At 67.4% G+C, this 17489-nt stretch carries 21 protein-coding genes; 13 read left to right on the top strand and 8 right to left on the bottom strand.

Annotated features, from left to right (window positions below; translation table 11 throughout):
• From K1Y73_RS04005 to phoB, 6 genes are all read left to right on the top strand, one after another.
• The coding region (locus tag K1Y73_RS04005) for a PfkB family carbohydrate kinase (protein ID WP_225026639.1) at positions 1–314 on the top strand (314 nt) is incomplete at its 5' end.
• Between the two features lie 150 nt (positions 315–464).
• On the top strand, positions 465–1925 hold the full coding sequence (gene pstC / locus K1Y73_RS04000; protein ID WP_225026638.1) for a phosphate ABC transporter permease subunit PstC: 1461 nt from the start codon (positions 465–467) through the stop codon (positions 1923–1925).
• Positions 1922–3277: a phosphate ABC transporter permease PstA gene (gene pstA, locus K1Y73_RS03995; protein ID WP_225026637.1), complete on the top strand. Its 1356-nt coding sequence runs from the start codon at positions 1922–1924 to the stop codon at positions 3275–3277. The genes pstC and pstA overlap by 4 nt, the downstream gene beginning before the upstream one ends.
• A 27-nt stretch (positions 3278–3304) precedes the next feature.
• Positions 3305–4102 carry a phosphate ABC transporter ATP-binding protein PstB gene (pstB, locus tag K1Y73_RS03990; protein WP_225026646.1) on the top strand — a complete coding sequence of 266 codons (798 nt, stop codon included), beginning with the start codon at positions 3305–3307 and terminating at the stop codon, positions 4100–4102.
• A 17-nt stretch (positions 4103–4119) separates the two neighbouring features.
• The gene (gene phoU / locus K1Y73_RS03985; protein WP_225026636.1) at positions 4120–4821 is read left to right on the top strand and encodes a phosphate signaling complex protein PhoU; all 702 of its coding nucleotides are present in this window, start codon (positions 4120–4122) and stop codon (positions 4819–4821) included.
• A gap of 22 nt (positions 4822–4843) precedes the next feature.
• The gene (gene phoB, locus K1Y73_RS03980) at positions 4844–5536 is read left to right on the top strand and encodes a phosphate regulon transcriptional regulator PhoB (protein ID WP_225026635.1); all 693 of its coding nucleotides are present in this window, start codon (positions 4844–4846) and stop codon (positions 5534–5536) included.
• Between the two features lie 125 nt (positions 5537–5661).
• On the opposite strand, the gene K1Y73_RS03975 is transcribed toward phoB, so the two are convergent.
• Positions 5662–6975: an aspartate aminotransferase family protein gene (locus K1Y73_RS03975; protein WP_225026633.1), complete on the bottom strand. Its 1314-nt coding sequence runs from the start codon at positions 6973–6975 to the stop codon at positions 5662–5664.
• The gene (locus K1Y73_RS03970; protein WP_225026631.1) at positions 6972–8009 is read right to left on the bottom strand and encodes a phosphotransferase; all 1038 of its coding nucleotides are present in this window, start codon (positions 8007–8009) and stop codon (positions 6972–6974) included. Before K1Y73_RS03970 ends, K1Y73_RS03975 begins: the two co-directional genes overlap by 4 nt.
• Before the next feature lie 68 nt (positions 8010–8077).
• Here K1Y73_RS03970 and K1Y73_RS03965 point away from each other — a divergent pair, with 68 nt between their 5' ends.
• The 5 genes from K1Y73_RS03965 (at position 8078) to bfr (ending at position 10002) form a co-directional block, all read left to right on the top strand.
• Positions 8078–8761 carry an NnrU family protein gene (locus K1Y73_RS03965; protein WP_225026630.1) on the top strand — a complete coding sequence of 228 codons (684 nt, stop codon included), beginning with the start codon at positions 8078–8080 and terminating at the stop codon, positions 8759–8761.
• Positions 8762–8940: 179 nt separating this feature from the next.
• On the top strand, positions 8941–9090 hold the full coding sequence (locus tag K1Y73_RS03960) for a hypothetical protein (protein WP_225026628.1): 150 nt from the start codon (positions 8941–8943) through the stop codon (positions 9088–9090).
• Positions 9091–9107: 17 nt separating this feature from the next.
• Positions 9108–9257: a hemin uptake protein HemP gene (gene hemP / locus K1Y73_RS03955; protein WP_225026645.1), complete on the top strand. Its 150-nt coding sequence runs from the start codon at positions 9108–9110 to the stop codon at positions 9255–9257.
• A 9-nt stretch (positions 9258–9266) separates the two neighbouring features.
• Positions 9267–9569: a (2Fe-2S)-binding protein gene (locus K1Y73_RS03950; protein WP_225026626.1), complete on the top strand. Its 303-nt coding sequence runs from the start codon at positions 9267–9269 to the stop codon at positions 9567–9569.
• On the top strand, positions 9517–10002 hold the full coding sequence (bfr, locus tag K1Y73_RS03945) for a bacterioferritin (RefSeq protein ID WP_225026624.1): 486 nt from the start codon (positions 9517–9519) through the stop codon (positions 10000–10002). Before K1Y73_RS03950 ends, bfr begins: the two co-directional genes overlap by 53 nt.
• A gap of 21 nt (positions 10003–10023) precedes the next feature.
• Here the strand turns inward: bfr and K1Y73_RS03940 are convergent, their stop codons facing one another.
• On the bottom strand, positions 10024–10503 hold the full coding sequence (locus K1Y73_RS03940) for a VOC family protein (RefSeq protein WP_225026622.1): 480 nt from the start codon (positions 10501–10503) through the stop codon (positions 10024–10026).
• 70 nt (positions 10504–10573) lie between these two features.
• Complete coding sequence (moaA, locus tag K1Y73_RS03935; protein ID WP_225026620.1) at positions 10574–11581, bottom strand: GTP 3',8-cyclase MoaA; 1008 nt, start codon at positions 11579–11581, stop codon at positions 10574–10576.
• A gap of 86 nt (positions 11582–11667) precedes the next feature.
• On the opposite strand from moaA, the gene K1Y73_RS03930 reads away from it, so the two are divergent.
• On the top strand, positions 11668–12126 hold the full coding sequence (locus K1Y73_RS03930; RefSeq protein WP_225026618.1) for a hypothetical protein: 459 nt from the start codon (positions 11668–11670) through the stop codon (positions 12124–12126).
• Between the two features lie 197 nt (positions 12127–12323).
• On the opposite strand, the gene K1Y73_RS03925 is transcribed toward K1Y73_RS03930, so the two are convergent.
• The 3 genes from K1Y73_RS03925 to pyrC form a co-directional block, all read right to left on the bottom strand.
• Positions 12324–13838: a replicative DNA helicase gene (locus K1Y73_RS03925; RefSeq protein WP_225026616.1), complete on the bottom strand. Its 1515-nt coding sequence runs from the start codon at positions 13836–13838 to the stop codon at positions 12324–12326.
• A gap of 267 nt (positions 13839–14105) precedes the next feature.
• On the bottom strand, positions 14106–14786 hold the full coding sequence (locus K1Y73_RS03920; RefSeq protein ID WP_225026614.1) for an orotate phosphoribosyltransferase: 681 nt from the start codon (positions 14784–14786) through the stop codon (positions 14106–14108).
• Positions 14787–14862: 76 nt separating this feature from the next.
• Positions 14863–15903, bottom strand: a complete 1041-nt coding sequence (gene pyrC, locus K1Y73_RS03915) for a dihydroorotase (protein ID WP_225026613.1) — start codon at positions 15901–15903, stop codon at positions 14863–14865.
• A gap of 158 nt (positions 15904–16061) precedes the next feature.
• Between pyrC and K1Y73_RS03910 the strand changes: the two genes are divergently transcribed.
• Positions 16062–16484 carry a lysozyme inhibitor LprI family protein gene (locus tag K1Y73_RS03910; RefSeq protein WP_225026611.1) on the top strand — a complete coding sequence of 141 codons (423 nt, stop codon included), beginning with the start codon at positions 16062–16064 and terminating at the stop codon, positions 16482–16484.
• A 4-nt stretch (positions 16485–16488) separates the two neighbouring features.
• On the opposite strand, the gene K1Y73_RS03905 is transcribed toward K1Y73_RS03910, so the two are convergent.
• Positions 16489–17400 carry a hypothetical protein gene (locus K1Y73_RS03905; protein WP_225026610.1) on the bottom strand — a complete coding sequence of 304 codons (912 nt, stop codon included), beginning with the start codon at positions 17398–17400 and terminating at the stop codon, positions 16489–16491.
• Positions 17401–17489: the final 89 nt, after the last annotated feature.

The following is a 17489-nucleotide window of genomic DNA, read 5'->3' as shown; positions in this document are numbered from 1 at the left end:
ATGCTGGCCTGCGCGCGGCGATTGCGGCCGGGGGGGGGGCGGTGGTGATCACGCTGGGCGCGCAAGGCGCGCTGTACCGCGACCGCGCGCGCTGCCTGCATGTGCCGGCGCTAAAGGCCGGGCCGGTCACTGAGACCACCGGCGCGGGCGATGCCTTCAACGGCGGCCTGGCGGTGGCCCTGTCGGAAGGCCAGAAGATCGAGGCCGCCCTGCGCTTTGCCAGCGCCACGGCCGCGATCAGCGTGACCCGGCCCGGCACGGCGGGCGCCATGCCGTCGCGCGCCGAAATCGAGGCCTTGCTGGCCAAGGCCTGACGCTGCCCGCTTGCACCCGGCCGCTTGCACCCGGCCGCGACGCCGGGATTTCGCGAAACTGTCACACGCGGGTTACAAAACCGCAGCATCACCACCGCAGAACGGACGGGCCCGGGAATCGGGCCCGATCAACCCCAAGCGGACGGTGTCATGACGGTCCTTCTTCTTCTTCTGATCCTGGCCGCGATCGCGGCTGCCGGCTTCGTGCTGGGCCGGCGGCGCGCCTTGGCGCGGGCGGGCGGCAACCCGAAACTGCTGCATTCTCTGCCCGCCTATTACGGCTGGCATGCAGCGCTGATGTCGCTTCTGCCGGCGGTGCTGCTGATGATCCTCTGGGTGATCGCCCAGCCGATCATCGTCCAGCGCGCGGTGACCGACACGCTGCCCGCCGCGATGACCGCCGATCCCACGGCGCTGGAACTGACCATGGCCGATGTCCGCCGTCTGGCGGCGGGCCTTGATGCCGCGGTCGCGGGCGGGCAGATGACCGAAAACGAAGCGTCCATGCTGCGCACCGAATTCACCGATGTGCGCGACAAGCTGGCGCGGGTCGGCGTGGCGCTGGGCTCGGCCGTGACGCATGATGTGCTGTCGGCCGCCCAGGAATACCGCGAGATCACCGCGCAATTCGCGCTGTGGCGGATGATCGTCGTCATCGCCGTCGCGGTCCTGGGCCTGATCTACGCCCTGGCCGTGACCAAGCCCGACCTCTGGGCCCGCAACCGGGTGGAACGCGTGATGCTGGGCCTCTTGATGCTGGCCTCGACCATCGCGATCCTGACCACGGTGGGCATCATCTGGTCGCTGTTCAGCGAAAGCGTGAACTTCTTCCGCCAGTATCCCTTCACCGAATTCTTCTTCGGCCTGACCTGGAGCCCGAATTTCCGCGGCGGCTCGCAGCTGGGCTTCCTGCCGCTTCTGTGGGGCACGCTGTACATCACCCTGATCTCGATGGTGGTTGCGGTGCCTCTGGGCCTGTTCGCCGCGATCTACCTGGCGGAATATGCGTCAAAGCGGGTGCGCGCCTGGGTGAAGCCGCTGATCGAGGTGATCGCCGGCATCCCGACCGTGGTCTTCGGCCTGTTCGCGCTGATCACGGTGGGGCCCTTCCTGCGCGATTACTTTGCCCAGCCGCTGGGCCTGGGCAATTCGGGGTCTTCGGTGATGACGGCGGGGATCGTGATCGGGATCCTGAACATCCCCTTCATCTCGTCGCTTTCGGACGACATCATCAACTCGGTGCCGCAAAGCTTGCGCGATGGCAGCTTCGGCATCGGCGCCACCAAATCGGAAACCGTCAAGCAGGTGATCCTGCCCGCGGCCCTGCCGGGGATCATGGGGGCGGTGCTGATGGCCGCCAGCCGGGCCATCGGCGAGACGATGATCGTGACCATGGGCGCGGGGGCGGCGGCGAAGCTGAGCCTCAACCCCTTCGAAGCCATGACCACGATGACCGTCAAGATCGTGGGCCAGCTGACCGGCGACACCGATTTCGCGGCCCCCGAAACGCTGGTCGCCTTCGCGCTGGGGATTACGCTGTTCGTCATCACCCTGGGGCTGAACGTGTTTGCGCTCTGGATCGTGCGCACCTACCGGGAGCAATATGAATGACCGATCTTTCGGCAGCGGGCAGCAGCCCCCTGGGCAGGACGCGGCGGTCGATCCTGATCGCTTCGCCCGAGATGAAGCGCCGGAACCGGGTCGAGGCACGGTTCAAGTATTACGGCATCGCGGCGATCGCGGTCAGCCTGGCGATCCTGGCCCTGATGCTGTTCATCATCGTGCGCGACGGCACCTCGGCCTTCGTGCAGGCCAAGCTGACCTTCCCGGTCACGCTGGATGCCAGCGTCCTTGACCCCAAGGGCAATGGCAATCGCGACGAAATGGCCAAGGTGACCACCATCGGCTATGGCAAGGTGCTGACGGCCTCGTTCCTGGCCGCGCTGCAGGCCAAGGGGATCGACCTGGGCGAGGCGTCGGAAAAGGACGCGGCCGCGATGATCTCGAAGGATGCGCCGGGCCAGCTGCGGGCACAGGTTCTGGCCGACCCGTCGCTGCTGGGCAAGACGATCGAGGTCACGGTGCTGGCCGGCGGGCGGATCGACGGCTATCTGAAGGGCCGCGTCACCATGGACACGGCGCAGCGCGACGGCAATGTGACGCCCGAGCAGCTGGTCCTGGCCGACAAGCTGATCGCGGCGGGCATGCTGGCCAAGAAGCTGAACCTGCAATTCCTGACCCTTCCCGATGCCTCGGACCAGCGGCCCGAAGCCGCGGGTCTGGGCGTGGCGCTGGTGGGTTCCTTGTACATGATGCTGATGGTGGCGGTGATGTGCGTGCCCGTTGGCGTGGCCGCCAGCATCTATCTTGAGGAATTCGCCCCCAAGAACCGCTGGACCGACCTGATCGAGGTCAACATCGCCAATCTGGCGGCGGTGCCGTCGATCGTCTTCGGGATCCTGGGGCTTGCGGTCTTCATCAACTTCATGGAATTCCCGCAATCCTCGTCGCTGGTCGGCGCGCTGGTGATCAGCCTGATGACCATGCCCACGATCATCATTGCCACCCGCTCGGCGATCAAGGCGGTGCCGCCCTCGATCCGCGATGCCGCACTGGGCGTCGGCGCCTCGCGGATGCAGACGGTGTTCCACCATGTGCTGCCCTTGGCCATGCCCGGCATCCTGACCGGCGCGATCCTGGGCCTGGCCAGCGCCCTGGGCGAAACCGCGCCGCTTCTGCTGATCGGCATGGTCGCCTTCGTCGACAATTACCCCGGCGCGCCGCTGGACGGCTTCGGCGATCCGGCCACCGCCCTGCCGGTGCAGGTCTACAGCTGGGCCTCGCGCTCGGACCCGGCCTTCATCGAGCGGTCGAACGGGGCGATCATCGTGCTGCTGGTCTTCCTTCTGATCATGAATGTCTCTGCCATCCTGCTGCGCCGCAAGTTCGAGCGCCGCTGGTAGGGCCACACGGGAAAAGCGAGTATGAACATGAACGACATGCGGATCACGGAGCGGACCGTGCAGACCAATCAGGCCAAGATCACCGCGCGCGACGTGCAGGTCTATTACGGCGACACCCATGCCATCAAGGATGTCTCGGTCGACATTCTCGACAAGGCGGTGACGGCCTTCATCGGCCCCTCGGGCTGCGGGAAATCCACCTTCCTGCGCTGCCTCAACCGGATGAACGACACGATCCCGATCTGCCGGGTCGAGGGCAAGATCCTGCTTGATGGCGAAGACATCCGCGATGTGCGGGTGGACCCGGTGCAACTGCGCGCCAAGGTGGGGATGGTGTTCCAGAAGCCCAACCCCTTCCCGAAGTCGATCTACGACAATGTGGCTTACGGCCCGCGCATCCACGGGCTGGTGCGCAACAAGGCGGAACTGGATGAGGTGGTCGAATCCAGCCTGAAGAAGGCCGCGCTGTGGAACGAGGTGAAGGACCGGCTTGCAGCCCCCGGCACCGGCCTGTCGGGCGGCCAGCAGCAGCGGCTGTGCATCGCGCGGGCGGTGGCGACCTCGCCCGAAGTCTTGCTGATGGACGAACCCTGCTCGGCGCTGGACCCGATCGCCACGGCGCAGGTCGAAGAGCTGATCGACGAATTGCGCGCGAATTTCTCGGTGGTGATCGTGACCCATTCGATGCAGCAGGCCGCGCGGGTCAGCCAGAAGACCGCCTTCTTCCACCTGGGCAATCTGGTGGAATATGGCGACACGACCACGATCTTCACCAATCCGGTCGATCCCAGGACCGAATCCTACATTTCCGGCCGCATCGGCTGATCGCAGGGGACAGAAGAATGGAACAACATATCGTCTCTGCTTTCGACCGCGATCTGGAAGCGGTGCAGGCCCAGGTGATGAAGATGGGCGGTCTGGTCGAGAAGGCGCTTCTCGATGCGGCCGAAGCGCTGGAACGCCGCGATGAGGTGCTGGCCGAACAGGTCCGCGCGGGCGATGCGGCAATCGACGCGCTGGAAGAGCTGATCCAGACCGATTGCGCCCGCGTCATCGCGCTGCGCGCGCCCACGGCCACCGATCTGCGCACCGTGCTGACGGTGATGCGGATGGCGGCGGCGCTGGAACGGTCGGGCGATTACGCCAAGAACCTGGCCAAGCGCAGCCTGGTCCTGATGCAGATGTCGCCGGTGAATGGCGCGCCGGGCGCGGTGCGGCGGATGGCCAAGACCGTGGTCTCGCAGCTGTCGGATGCGCTGGACGCCTATATCGCCCGCGATGTCGAGAAGGCGAAAGAGGTGCGCCGTCGCGATCAGGAAGTGGACCAGATGTACAATGCGCTGTTCCGCCAGTTCCTGACCTATATGCTGGAAGACCCGCGCACGATCTCGGCCTGCATGCATCTGCATTTCATCGCCAAGAACATCGAGCGCGTGGGCGATCATGCCACCGGCATTGCCGAGCAGGTGATCTATCTGGTCGATGGCCAGCTGCCTGCCGACGATCGGCCGAAATTCGATTCGCTTGGCGAGTCGGTGGACTGACGGTCGGAAAGGGGAACGCGGCATGGCGCAAGACAGCAGGCCCACAGTGCTTCTGGTCGAGGACGAACCCGCGCAGCGCGAGGTCCTGTCCTACAATCTCGATGCCGAAGGCTTCCGGGTGGTTTCGGCCGACAATGGCGAGGATGCGCTGATCCTGGTCGAGGAAGAGGCGCCCGATATCATCATTCTTGACTGGATGATGCCGAAACTGTCGGGGATCGAGGTCTGCCGGCGGCTGAAGATGCGGCCCGAGACGCGGGGGATCCCGATCATCATGCTGTCGGCCCGCGCCGAAGAGGTCGACCGGATCCGCGGCCTGGAAACCGGCGCCGATGACTATGTGATCAAGCCCTATTCGGTTCTGGAACTGATGGCCCGCACCCGCGCGCAATTGCGCCGCGTGCGGCCCTCGACCGCGGGGGTGGTGCTGGAATTCGACGATATCCGGCTCGACCCCGAAACCCACCGGGTCTACCGCGCCGACAAGGTGCTGCGGCTTGGCCCGACCGAGTTTCGCCTGCTGACCACCTTGATGGAAAAGCCCGGCCGGGTCTGGAGCCGTGAACAGCTCTTGGACCGGGTCTGGGGCCGCGACATCTATGTCGATACCCGCACCGTTGATGTCCATGTCGGGCGCCTGCGCAAAAGCCTGATGCAATTCGGCGGCGAAGACCCGGTCCGCACTGTCCGCGGTGCCGGCTACGCGCTGGGCTGACCGCCGGGGGCTCTGCCCCCGGGCCCCCGGGATATTTGTACAGAGAGGAAGGGCATGCCGCTTTGCCTTCCTCTCTGCAAAAATATCCCGGGGGTGAGGCCGCAGGCCGAGGGGGCAGCGCCCCCTTACGCCGCCAGGGTCTCGCGCAGCGCCTGCAGGAAGATCGCCACATGGTCGGGGCCGAAGGGCAGAGGCGGGCGGATCTTCAGCACATGGCCCAGGGGTCCGGTGGCCGAGATCAGCACACCGCGATCGCGCAACCTGTTGACGATGCGGGCGGCTTCGCGCGGGGCGGGGGCGCCGTCCTGCAGCACGTCCAGGGCCAGGAACAGGCCGGCGGCGCGGATCTGGCCCAGGCGGTCGTCTTCGGCGGCAAGCGCGGCCAGCCCGTCGCGGAAGAGCGCGCCGGTGGCGGCGGCATTCTGCATCAGGCCTTCCTCCTCGATCACCGACAGCACGGCCAGCGCCGTGGCGGCCGCCACGGCATTGCCGCCGAAGGTGTTGAAATAGCGCGATTTCGCGCCGAATTCCGCCACGACCTGCGGCTGCAGGACCAGCCCCGCCACCGGATAGCCATTGCCCATGGGCTTGCCCAGCGACACCATGTCGGGCGTCACGCCGTGGCGCTGGAAGCCCCACATCTGCCCGCCGGTGCGGCCAAAGCCCGGCTGCACCTCATCGGCCAGAAACAGCCCGCCCTCGGCCCGGATCGCCGCCGCCGCCGCGGCCAGGAAGCCCGGCGGGTCCAGCCACAGCCCGTCCGAGGAAAACACCGTGTCGGCGATCAGCAGCGCCGGCCTGATCCCGGCGGCGCGCATCTTCCGGCAGGCCTCGGTCACCGCGGCGGCAAAACCCTGCGCGATGCCCTCCGGGTAATTGGCGGGCGAGGGCGCTGGGATGGCGAAGACCGCAGGGCCCGGCGCCACGGCGGGGCCGATCGACATCGACATCTCGGCCGTGGCCAGCGTCACCCCGTGATAGGCATTGTCGGTCACGATCACCCCGGTGCCGCCGGTCGCGGCGCGGGCGATGCGATAGGCCAGGTCATTCGCCTCGGAGCCGGTGCAGGTGAACATGACCTGCGACAGGGCGGGCGGGAAATGCGCCAGCAGGCGTTCTGCATAGTCGAGCACCGTCTCGTGCAGATAGCGGGTATGGGTGGCCAGCACCCCGGCCTGTGCCGCCATGGCCGCCACGACGCGAGGGTGACAATGGCCGACGGCGGCCACGTTGTTATAGGCGTCCAGATAACGCCGGCCTTCGGCGTCATACAGCCAGACGCCTTCGCCGCGCACCAGATACAGGGGTTTTTCGTAGAACAGCCGGTAGGCCGGGCCCAGAACCCGGGTGCGGCGGTCGATCAGCGCGGCGGTTTCCGCCGGCAGATCGGCGCCGGGCGCATAGGCATTCACCATGGTCGGGACGGGCGGGCGGGTCATTGCGGCACCTTGGGCTGGGCGGCCTTTTCCAGCGCTTCCACCATGGCGCCGGCCGGCAGCGCCTTCAGCGCGGCCAGCCCCGCCGTGGCATTGGGCGCATTGCGCAGGATATAGGCGGCGTTCTGCGGGTAGCGGGCGGCGCGCCAGGTCGAGATCACCAGGCTGGTCAGCATCCGCGCGGCGATCAGATCGGGCAGAAGCGCCAGTTCCTCGGGCAGAAGGGTCTGGGCGGTGGCATAGCCCGCGACCAGCGCCCGCGGCCCTGCCACAGGATCGGCCGGGTCGACCTGATAGGCGCAGGCCACCGCCAGATCGCAGATCCGCGGCGTCACCACCATGTCGCCGAAGTCGATCACCCCGGCGATCCTGCTCGGGTCTTCGGGATCGGTCAGCAGGTTGTGCGGGTTGAAATCATTGTGGCAGACCTGCCGCGGCAGGCGGGCCAGCCGCGGCGCCACGCGGGTTTCGAAATCGGCGATGAAGGCGCGGGCGGCGTCGCGCAGGCCGGCATCGCCCAGTTCGGGCAGAAGCGCGGCCAGCCGCGGCAGGCGCTGGATGTCCCACAGGATCACCGGATCGGCGCCGGCCGGATCATAGCCCGCCAGGGCCCGCGCAAGCCGCCCCGCCACCGCGCCGCTCGCCCGTGCCTGGGCCGGGCTGCGCGGCGCCAGCGCCGCCGGCTGCCCGTCCAGCCAGGTCAGCAGCCGCAGCCGCCCCTGAGGCAGCGTCAGCCAGGGCGCGCCGGCGCGCGTGGGCAGCAGATGCGGGATCGGCAGGCCGGGATCGACCGCGGCGGCATGCTGCAGCGCGCCGCTTTGAAAGGCGGTCATCGCCTCGGGCTCGGCCGCATTTGCCAGTTTCACCACATAGCGCCCGGCGCCGGTGTCAAGCCGGTGGTTCAGGTCGCGTTCCGCCGTCAGGGGCGTCAGCTGGCCGGTCAGGCCCCACTGCGCCTGGACCAGTGCCAGAAGCGCCGCAGGGGCAAGCTGCGGCGGCGGAAGCGAAAGAAGGTCGTCGGCAAGGGCTTGCGGCATGATCGGGGTTCCGCGCAGAGAGGAACACAGGCCGGCGCGAAGCGCCAGCCCCGACAGGAGGGACGGGAATGCAGGACTGGGCGGAATTCACGCTGGCGATGGGGTTGTTTCTGGGCGCGCATCTTGTGCCGGGGCGGCCGGCGCTGCGGGCGGCGCTGATCGCGCGGCTGGGGCGGCGGCCCTATCTTCTGGCCTATTCGGCGCTGTCGCTGCTGCTGTTTGCCTGGGCGATTGCGGCGGCCGGGCGCGCCCCCTTCGTGCCGGTCTGGGACCAGCAGATCTGGATGCGCTGGGCGGCGAATCTGGTCATGCCGGCGGTGCTGGCACTGGGCTGTTTCGGCATTGCCGCGCCCAACCCTTTCGCCTTCGAGGGCCAGGCCCGCGGCTTTGACCCCGCCCGGCCCGGCATTGCCGGGGTGACGCGGCAGCCCTTGCTTTGGGCGATGCTGCTTTGGGCGCTGGTGCATGGGTTGGTGAATGGCGATCTGGCGCATCTCTTGCTGTTCGGCCCGCTGCTGGCCTTTGCCGCGCTGGGCCTGGTCGTGGCCGAGGCCAAGGCGCGCCGCCGCCTGGGGGCCGACTGGCCCCGTCTTGCCGCCCATACCGCCGCGCTGCCGCTGGCGGCCTTGGTCCTGGGCCGCTGGCGCCCGCGCGGCGCGCCCTCGTGGCGGCGGCTTGTGCTGTGGCTGATCCTTTGGGGCGCGATCTGGCATCTGCATGCGCCGGTGATCGGGGTCTGGCCGGGCGTCTAGGCCGGGTCTCCGACGCCGGGGGAACCGATCAGCGGCCGCCCGCCCGTGCAAAATTTCAAAGTCTTTTAGTCGGGATTGACAATCAGGAGTGATTCAGTCAGGAATTACGCAAATGCCCAGCCATGCCCGTCTCGGGCGAGCCCGGCCCGAACTGTCCCGAGACGCAATGGAGCATAGTGATGACGCAGACCCAAAGGGCAGGGCGGAGCCATCCGCTGGCCGATCTTCTGTCGGACCTGACGCCTTCGGCGGGGGTTTTTCCTGTGGCGCTGATCGAGGCGCTGATCGACCGCAGCGTGGCGGCCTCGGCGCGGAGGGCGGATCAATGAACATGCGCCCCGAACCGATGCTGACCCCCTGGCTGACCGCGGATGCGACGCCGGTGCATGAGGCCCGCGTGCTGACCGAAGGCGGCAGCCTGGCGAAGATCCTGCTCGACGGGCAGATCTACACGCTGCGGATCACCCGCCAGGGCAAGCTGATCCTGACCAAATAGGGGCATCGGATGATCGTCTGTCACTGCATGGGCATTTCCGACCGCGACATTCTGGCGGCTGTCGACTGGATGCGCGCGGCGGATGCCAGGACGATCATCACCCCCGGCAAGGTCTATCGCGCCCTGGGCAAGCGCGCCGATTGCGGCGGCTGCCTGCCCCTTTTCCTTGACACCATGCGCGGCTGTGCGAGTTTCGCAGTAGCCACGGCCGAAGGGCCCAGCCGCATACCGGTGCTTCGCAGAGAAAAGGGGGAGAGCCATGAAGGGCGATCCGAAGGTCATCGACTATCTGAACGCGGCGCTGCGCTCTGAATTGACGGCGGTCAGCCAGTATTGGCTGCATTACCGTCTGCAGGAAGATTGGGGCTACGGCCGCATCGCCGAAAAGAGCCGCGCCGAATCGATCGAGGAAATGAATCACGCCGACAAGCTGATCGCGCGGATCATCTTCCTGGAAGGCCACCCGAATCTGCAAAAGCTGGATCCGCTGCGCATCGGCCAAAACCTGCGCGAGACGCTGGAAGCCGATCTCGCGGGCGAACATGACGCGCGCAAACTGTATATCGAGGCGCGGCGCCATTGCGACGAGGTGGGCGATTACGTCAGCCGCGCGCTGTTCGACGAATTGCTGGCCGATGAGGAAGGTCATATCGACTTCATCGAGACCCAGCTGGGCCTGATGGACGATATCGGGCCGCAGATGTACGGCCAATTGAACGCCAAGCCCGCGAACGAGGCGGAATAAGCGCCGGGTCGGGGCCGCCGCCTAACCGCGGATGGCGGCCTCGATCTTCGCGATGTCGATCTTCTGCATCTCCATCATCGCGGCAAAGGCACGCTGCGCCGCTGCTCCGCCCTGGGCCATGGCTTCGGTCAGGACGCGCGGCGTGATCTGCCAGTTCAGCCCCCAGCGATCCTTGCACCAGCCACAGGCGCTTTCCTGCCCGCCATTGCCGGTGATCGCCGTCCAGTAGTGGTCGGTTTCTTCCTGGGTGTCGGTGGCGATCTGGAAGGAAAAGGCCTCGCTCTGCGCAAAGACCGGGCCGCCGTTCAGGCCGATGCAGGGAATGCCGAGGACGGTGAAGGTCACTGTCAGCACATCGCCCGCCTTGCCGCCGGGAAAATCGCCCGGCGCGTGGAAGACCCCCGTTACCGCGCTGTCGGGAAAGGTCTGGGCATAGAAACGCGCGGCGTCTTCCGCGTCCTTGTCATACCACAGGCAGATCGTGTTGCGCGGAATGGTCATGGCCTGGTCCTTTCGCGGCTGCGGGAACGGTGAACGACCGCCGCAGCCCGCCGGTTCCCCGGCCCGGGCGTCAGCCGCCGGTATGGCTCATGTGGCGGGACATCTGGCCGCGGATCGCCTGGCGCGAATAGTCGAAATCATGACCCTTGGGTTTCCGCGCGATGGCGGCGCGGATCGCGGCCTCGACCGGGGCATCGCTGTCGGGGCTGGCGCGCAGCGGCGCGCGCAGATCGGCCATGTCTTCCTGGCCCAGACACATGTACAACTCGCCCGTGCAGGTCAGCCGCACCCGGTTGCAGCTTTCGCAGAAATTATGGGTCAAGGGCGTGATGAAGCCGACCTTCTGGCCGGTTTCCTCCAGCCGCACATAGCGGGCGGGCCCGCCCGTGCGCTCGGCCAGATCGGTCAGCGTGTAGCATTCGGCCAGCCGCGCGCGCAGATCCTTCAGCGACCAATACTGGTCCAGCCGCCCGGGTTCGATATCGCCCATCGGCATGACCTCGATCCAGGTCAGGTCATGGCCCTGGCGCGCGCACCATTCGGTCAGCGGGATCAACTCGTCCTCGTTGAAGCCCTGCAGCGCCACGGCGTTGATCTTGACCCGCAGCCCCGCCGCCTGCGCCGCGGCAATTCCGTCCAGCACCTGGTTCAGCCGGCCCCAGCGGGTGATCTTGGCGAATTTCGCCGCATCCAGCGTGTCCAGCGAGACATTGATCCGCCGCACCCCCAGATCGGCCAGCGGCTGGGCGAAGCGCGCCAGCTGGCTGCCATTGGTGGTCAGCGTCAGCTCTTTCAGCGCGCCCGATTGCAGATGCCGCGCCATCGCCTCGAAGAAGGTCAGAATGCCCTTGCGCACCAAGGGCTCGCCCCCGGTGATGCGCAGCTTCTCCACCCCCATCCGCACGAAGGCGGAACACAGCCGGTCCAGCTCCTCCAGCGACAGAAGATCGGCCTTCGGCAGGAAGGTCATATGTTCGGCCATGCAATAGGTGCAGCGGAAATCGCAGCGGTCGGTGACCGAGACCCGCAGATACGAGATGGCGCGGGCGAAGGGATCGATGAGCGGGGCCGGGTTCATCCCTGAAAGGTAGGCGCGGCGAGGCTTTGCCACAAGCGGCAATCCGGTGATGGACGGGCGCGGGCGATCCGACTAAGGTCGGGGGCATGAAAACCCCGCTTCTTCTTCTTGCCGCGCTGAGCCTGGCCGGCTGTTCCGCCCTTCAGGGGCTTGGCCGCAAGCCGGACGCTCCGGCCTCGGACCTGGCGACCGAAATCGCGCCGCCGGTGCGGACCACCGTGCTGGGCGGCGGACAGGCGCCGGCAGCGCTGGACCAGACCAGCGCCGCCGAAAAGGCCGCGGCGCTTGCCGCGCCCGCCAAGGGTGGCGAGAAGGCGCTGGGCAAGGCTGTGGTGGCGCTGGGCGCCCCGGCCGAGCCGGGGCTTTGGCTGCAGACGGCGCTGGTCTCGGCCCCGGTTCAGGGCCGTGTCGTGGCGCCGGGCGGCCAGTCGCTGGCGCTGGAACTGCGCCCGGGAACGGGCGGGGCGCTGATGTCCTTGTCGGCTTATCAGGCGCTGGGCATCGGGCTGACCGATCTGCCGGAAGTCACGATCTACGGGCCCTAGTGCCTTGCCGTAGCGCCTGACCTTGCGGTCGCAGGGGGCTCTGCCCCCTCGGGCTTCGCCCTCACCCCCGGGATATTTCTCCAGAGAGGAAGGCCGCAGGGGAAAGGGCTTTGTCGCCTTCCTCTCTGCAAAAATATCCCCGCCGGAGGCAGCCGACCGCAGGGCCGGGCGCGGCGGCGGGGGGGAGAAGCCGAGGGTTAGAACCCGACGTCCGGCCCGCCATCGCCCTGCCAGGGCCGCACCAGATTGCCGAAGCGGGTGAAGCGGCCTTCGAAGGACAGTTCCACCGTGCCGATCGGCCCGTGGCGCTGCTTGCCGATGATCACCTCGGCCTTGCCATGGCATTTCTCCATGACCTCCTGCCAGGCCGCCATCTTTTCCAGCTCGTGATCGGCCGGCTTCTCGCGTTCCTTGTAATATTCCTCGCGGAACACGAACATCACCACATCGGCGTCCTGCTCGATCGAGCCGGATTCGCGCAGGTCGCTGAGCTGCGGCCGCTTGTCCTCGCGGCTTTCGACCTGGCGCGACAGCTGCGACAGCGCGATGACGGGGATGTTCAGCTCTTTCGCGATCGCCTTCAAGCCTTGCGTGATTTCCGAGACTTCCTGCACCCGGTTCGCTTCCGAGGATTTCGACGAGCCCTTCAAGAGTTGCAGATAGTCGATCATCAGCACATCCAGCCCATGGGTGCGCTTCAGCCGCCGGGCGCGGGCGGCGACCTGGCTGATCGGCAGGGCCGGCGTGTCGTCGATGTAAAGCGGGCAGCTTTCCAGATCCTTGGCGGCATCGACGAATTTGCGGAACTCGGTCTCGGTCATGTCGCCGCGGCGGATCTGTTCCGAGGGCACTTCCGAGGCTTCCGACAGGATCCGCGCCGCCAGCTGCTCGGCGCTCATTTCCAGCGAGAAGAAGCCCACGACGCCGCCTTCCACCGCGCCCTCATGCCCATCGGGCTTGCGGCCGCGGCGATAGGCCTTGGCCACGTTGAAGGCGATGTTGGTGGCCAGCGAGGTCTTGCCCATCGAGGGGCGCCCGGCAAGGATCAGCAGGTCGCTTTCATGCAGGCCGCCCAGCTTCTTGTCGAGGTCGATCAGCCCGGTCGAGATCCCGGCCAGCCCGCCGCCGCGCTGATAGGCGGCATTGGCCACGTTGACCGCATCGGTCACCGCCTTGAGGAAGCTTTGGAAGCCGCGTTCGGCGACGCCCTGTTCGCCCAGCTTGTAAAGCCGCTGTTCGGCTTCGGTGATCTGCTCGCGCGGTTCGCTGTCGATGTCGACCTTGGCGGCCTTGTCGGAAATGTCGCGGCCCAGCTGGATCAGCTCACGCCGCACCGCCAGGTCGTAGATCATCTGCGCATAGTCGCGCGCGGCGAAGGCCGAGATCGCAGCACCCGCCAGCCGCGCCAGATAGGCGGGGCCCCCAAGTTCCTTCAGCCCCGCATCATCCTCCATGAAGGCCTTCAGCGTCACGGGCGAGGCGAGCGCGTTCTTCTGGATCCGCGCCGAGGCGATCTCGAAGATGCGCTGGTGGACGGGGTCGAAGAAATGCTCGGACCGGATCAGGCTGGCGATCCGGTCATAGATGTCATTGTTGACCAGAATCGCGCCCAGAAGCTGCTGTTCGGCTTCGGTGTTATGCGGCAGCGCCTCGGTGCCGGGTGCATCGGCAACGGCCGGAACACCCGGCCGCAGGGTTGCGACTTCGCTCATTCCCTGATCCTCAACTTCCCCCCGGCGCGTCTTCTGACGATGCGCGCCTCGGGTCCTGAATGCTCTGATCGGTCCCGCGCGGCAACCGCTGATAAGTCAGGGGATAAGCCGGGGGATAGCTGCAGTTTACCGGATTCGGCCCGAGTCTTCCACCAGGGATTGCGGTGGCCCCGTGTAAAGATCACAAGCCGCGCCGCAGCGAATCGCGACTTGCCCACAATCTTTCAACAGGGCCCGGCCGGACCCGGCGCCCGGCCTGACGCCAGGTCAGGCGGGTTTCCGCGCGTCCTGCCAGGCGCGCGGCGCCTTGAGGAAGGCTTCCACCCCGTCCAGCGTCTCGGCATCGAAGGTCCCTTGCGCGCGGGCCTCGGCCAGCATGTCCCACCAGGTGCAGAGATGGATCAGCTTGACGCCATGCTCGCCCAGCCGCGCCTCGACCCCGTCGAAAATGCCGTAATAGAAGATCACCGCGGTGTGGCCGCAGGTGGCACCGGTCTCGCGGATCGCATCGACGAACGAGAGTTTCGAGCCGCCATCGGTGGTCAGATCCTCGACCAGAAGCACCCGCTGGCCTTCGGTCATCGCGCCTTCGATGCGGGCATTGCGGCCATAGCCCTTGGGCTTCTTGCGTACATAGGTCATCGGCAGGGCCAGCCGTTCGGCGACCAGCGCGGCGAAGGGAATGCCCGCGGTCTCGCCGCCGGCGATATTGTCGAAAGCCTCGAACCCCGCCTCGCGCAGCACGGTGACGGCCAGGAAATCCATCAGCATGCTGCGGATGCGCGGGAAGCTGATCAGCTTGCGGCAGTCGATATAGGTGGGCGAGGGCAGGCCGGAGGCCAGGGTGAAGGGCTCGCGCGCGTTGAAATGCACGGCGCCGATTTCCAGGAAGGCGCGGGCGGTCAGGCGGGCGATTTCCTCTTTCGGCGGGAAGGTGGCTGGGATCATCAGGCGCTCCTTTCGGGTCGGGGCACGAGTTTTCGACGAAAACTCGAACCTTCTGATTTTCGACGAAAATCAGGGCTCAGCTGTCCACCTGCCACTGCACGGGGAAGCCGGGGTTGAAGACGGTGACGGGGCCGGCCTCGGTGATGATCTTGGCCGGGAATTCCTGGGGCTCGGGGCGTTTCACCAGCCGCAGCCGCGCCTCATTCGCGGGCAGGCGGTAGAAGGCCGGACCGTTCAGGCTGGCGAAGGCCTCCAGCCGGTCCAGCGCGGCCTCTTCCTCGAAGACATGCGCCAAGAGGGGCATCGTGTTGGTCGCGGTGAAGCATCCGGCGCAGCCGCAGGCATGTTCTTTCAGCGCATCGACATGCGGGGCGCTGTCGGTGCCCAGGAAAAAGCAGCCCCGGCCCGAGGTCGCGGCGGCGCGCAGCGCCAGGCGGTGCTTTTCGCGCTTGGCCACCGGCAGGCAGTAGTAATGCGGCTTGATCCCGCCCACCAGAATATGGTTGCGGTTGATGATCAGGTGATGCGTGGTGATCGTCGCGGCCAGGTTCGGCCCGCCCGCGGCGGCATAGGCCACGCCTTCCTCGGTGGTGATGTGTTCCATGACCAGGCGCAGCTCGGGCAGGCGGCGGCGCAGCGGATCGAGAACGGTGTCGATGAACACCGCCTCGCGGTCGAAAATGTCGACCTCGGGATCGACCACCTCGCCATGGGTGCAAAGGGGCAGGCCGATCTCGGCCATTTTCTCCAGGACGGCCATGACCTTGGTCAGATCCCGCACTCCGCCATGCGAATTGGTGGTGGCCCCGGCCGGATACAGCTTGACCGCCTTCACCAGGCCCGAGGCCGCCGCGGCGGCCACATCGGCCGGGTCGGTGCCCTCGGTCAGGTACAGCGTCATCAGGGGTTCAAAACGCATGCCCGGGGGCAGGGCGGCCAGGATCCGGTCGCGATAGGCGCTGGCATCGGCGGCGGTCACCACCGGCGGCACCAGGTTCGGCATGATGATCGCGCGGGCGAAATGCCGCGCGGTTTCGGGCAGAACGCCCTTCAGCATGGCGCCGTCGCGCAGGTGAAGATGCCAGTCGTCTGGCCGGCGGATCGTGATCTCTTGCATGCTGCCCGCCTAGCGCAAACGCCGCTTCTTGGCGAGAGGCAAAAGCCGCCGATCCGCCCCCGCAAGGTCAGGTCTGCCCGCCCCGATCGGCCCTTGGGTCCGGTGCCGATCCGGGGCAGACTGCGCGGCGGTCCCGTTGCGGCGCTGAAGGAGTTTCCATGCCCAGATCCCCGATCCTTTCCTGCCTTCTGGCGGCAGGCCTGTCCCTGGCCGCCCTGGCTCTGCCCGCGCAGGCGCAGGGCCTGGATTGCCGAAATCCGGTCACCCAGGCCGATATGAACGGCTGCGCCCATTCCGAGTGGCAGATGCAGGATGCCTGGCTGAACTCGGCCTATGGCGATGCGATGAAGCTGATGAAGGACTGGGATGCCGATCTGCCCGAGGGTGAGCAGGGGGCGGCCGACAAGCTGCGCGAGGCGCAGCGCGCCTGGATCACTTATCGCGATGCCGCCTGCGCGGCCGAGGGCTATGCGATGCGCGGCGGCTCGGCCGAGATGCTGCTGGTCTATGGCTGCATGACCCGGCTGACCGAGGCGCGCGCCGCCGATCTGCAGAATCTATACGATTCCTACAGCAATTAGCGGCTTAGACGGGCGGGGTTCCGGTCAGGTCGGCCAGCCGCTTGGCAAAGCGCGGCGCCTTCATCCGCTGGGTGACCGAGCGGCAGATCCCCGCCTCAAGCGCGGGGCGGCCGGCCTGGGCCGCCTCGGCCAGGATCTGCTTCAGATAGGCCGGATAGCTGCGCCGCGCCCGCCAGTGCCGGGCCCAGGACAGGGCCGACAGCGTGCCCGCCATCGCCTCGTCCAGCAGCGGATCCAGAAGCCCCGTCGCCTGCAGCGCACGTTCCGTGGTCTCGCCGGTGCGGCGGGCGTTCAGCCGGGTGATCCAGGGCCGGCGGAACAGGGCGGCATGGGCGGCATCGGCGGCGTTCAGCGGGTCATGCAGCAGCCAGACCTTCTCGGCGCCCTCGGTCATGTCGGGGGCAAAGCCGTAGCGGCTGGTGAAATCCAGCTTGCGCGCCTTGCGGTGGCGGCTGTCCCAGCGTGCCAGATCGGGGTCGAGCGTGGCGCGCGGCGCCACCAGCAGCGCCCGCGCGCCGGGGGCGGCCACCACATAGGCCGCGGCGGCATAGCCCGCGGGCCCGGCGCCGTAGAACAGCACCTGGTCGAAATCCTCGAAAAACGCGTCATCGACCAGCCGGTCCAGATAGCCCCAGACCGCACGGTCGCGCCAGAAGGTCTCGCCCTCGGCAATCAGGGTCAGAAGCGACCAGCCGCGCGCCTTGCACAGCGCCCAGGCCGCCGGCATCCGGTCGTCGCGGGCGCGCAGGTCTTCGGCGCGTTCGAAGGTGACCAGAAGGCGGGGGCCCGTTTCGGCGAAAAACGCCCAGTGCCGCGCGCCCAGCCGTTCCAGATAGCCGTCCTCATCGGCGACGGCGTCCATGGCGGCAAGCCAGTCCTCGGCAGCGCCGGCGGCAGGGGATCGAACGTCGGCCATGGGGGTTCCGGGGGGTAGAGAGGGGGGCAGGGAAGGGGGCGCGATGGGGGCGGGATCTGCCGGCCATTTTCGCCCCCAAGTCCCGGGCG

Source organism: Xinfangfangia pollutisoli (assembly GCF_020179405.1).
GTDB classification, from domain to species: Bacteria; Pseudomonadota; Alphaproteobacteria; order Rhodobacterales; family Rhodobacteraceae; genus Pseudogemmobacter; species Pseudogemmobacter pollutisoli.
This window is presented reverse-complemented; position numbering and strand designations above follow the sequence as displayed.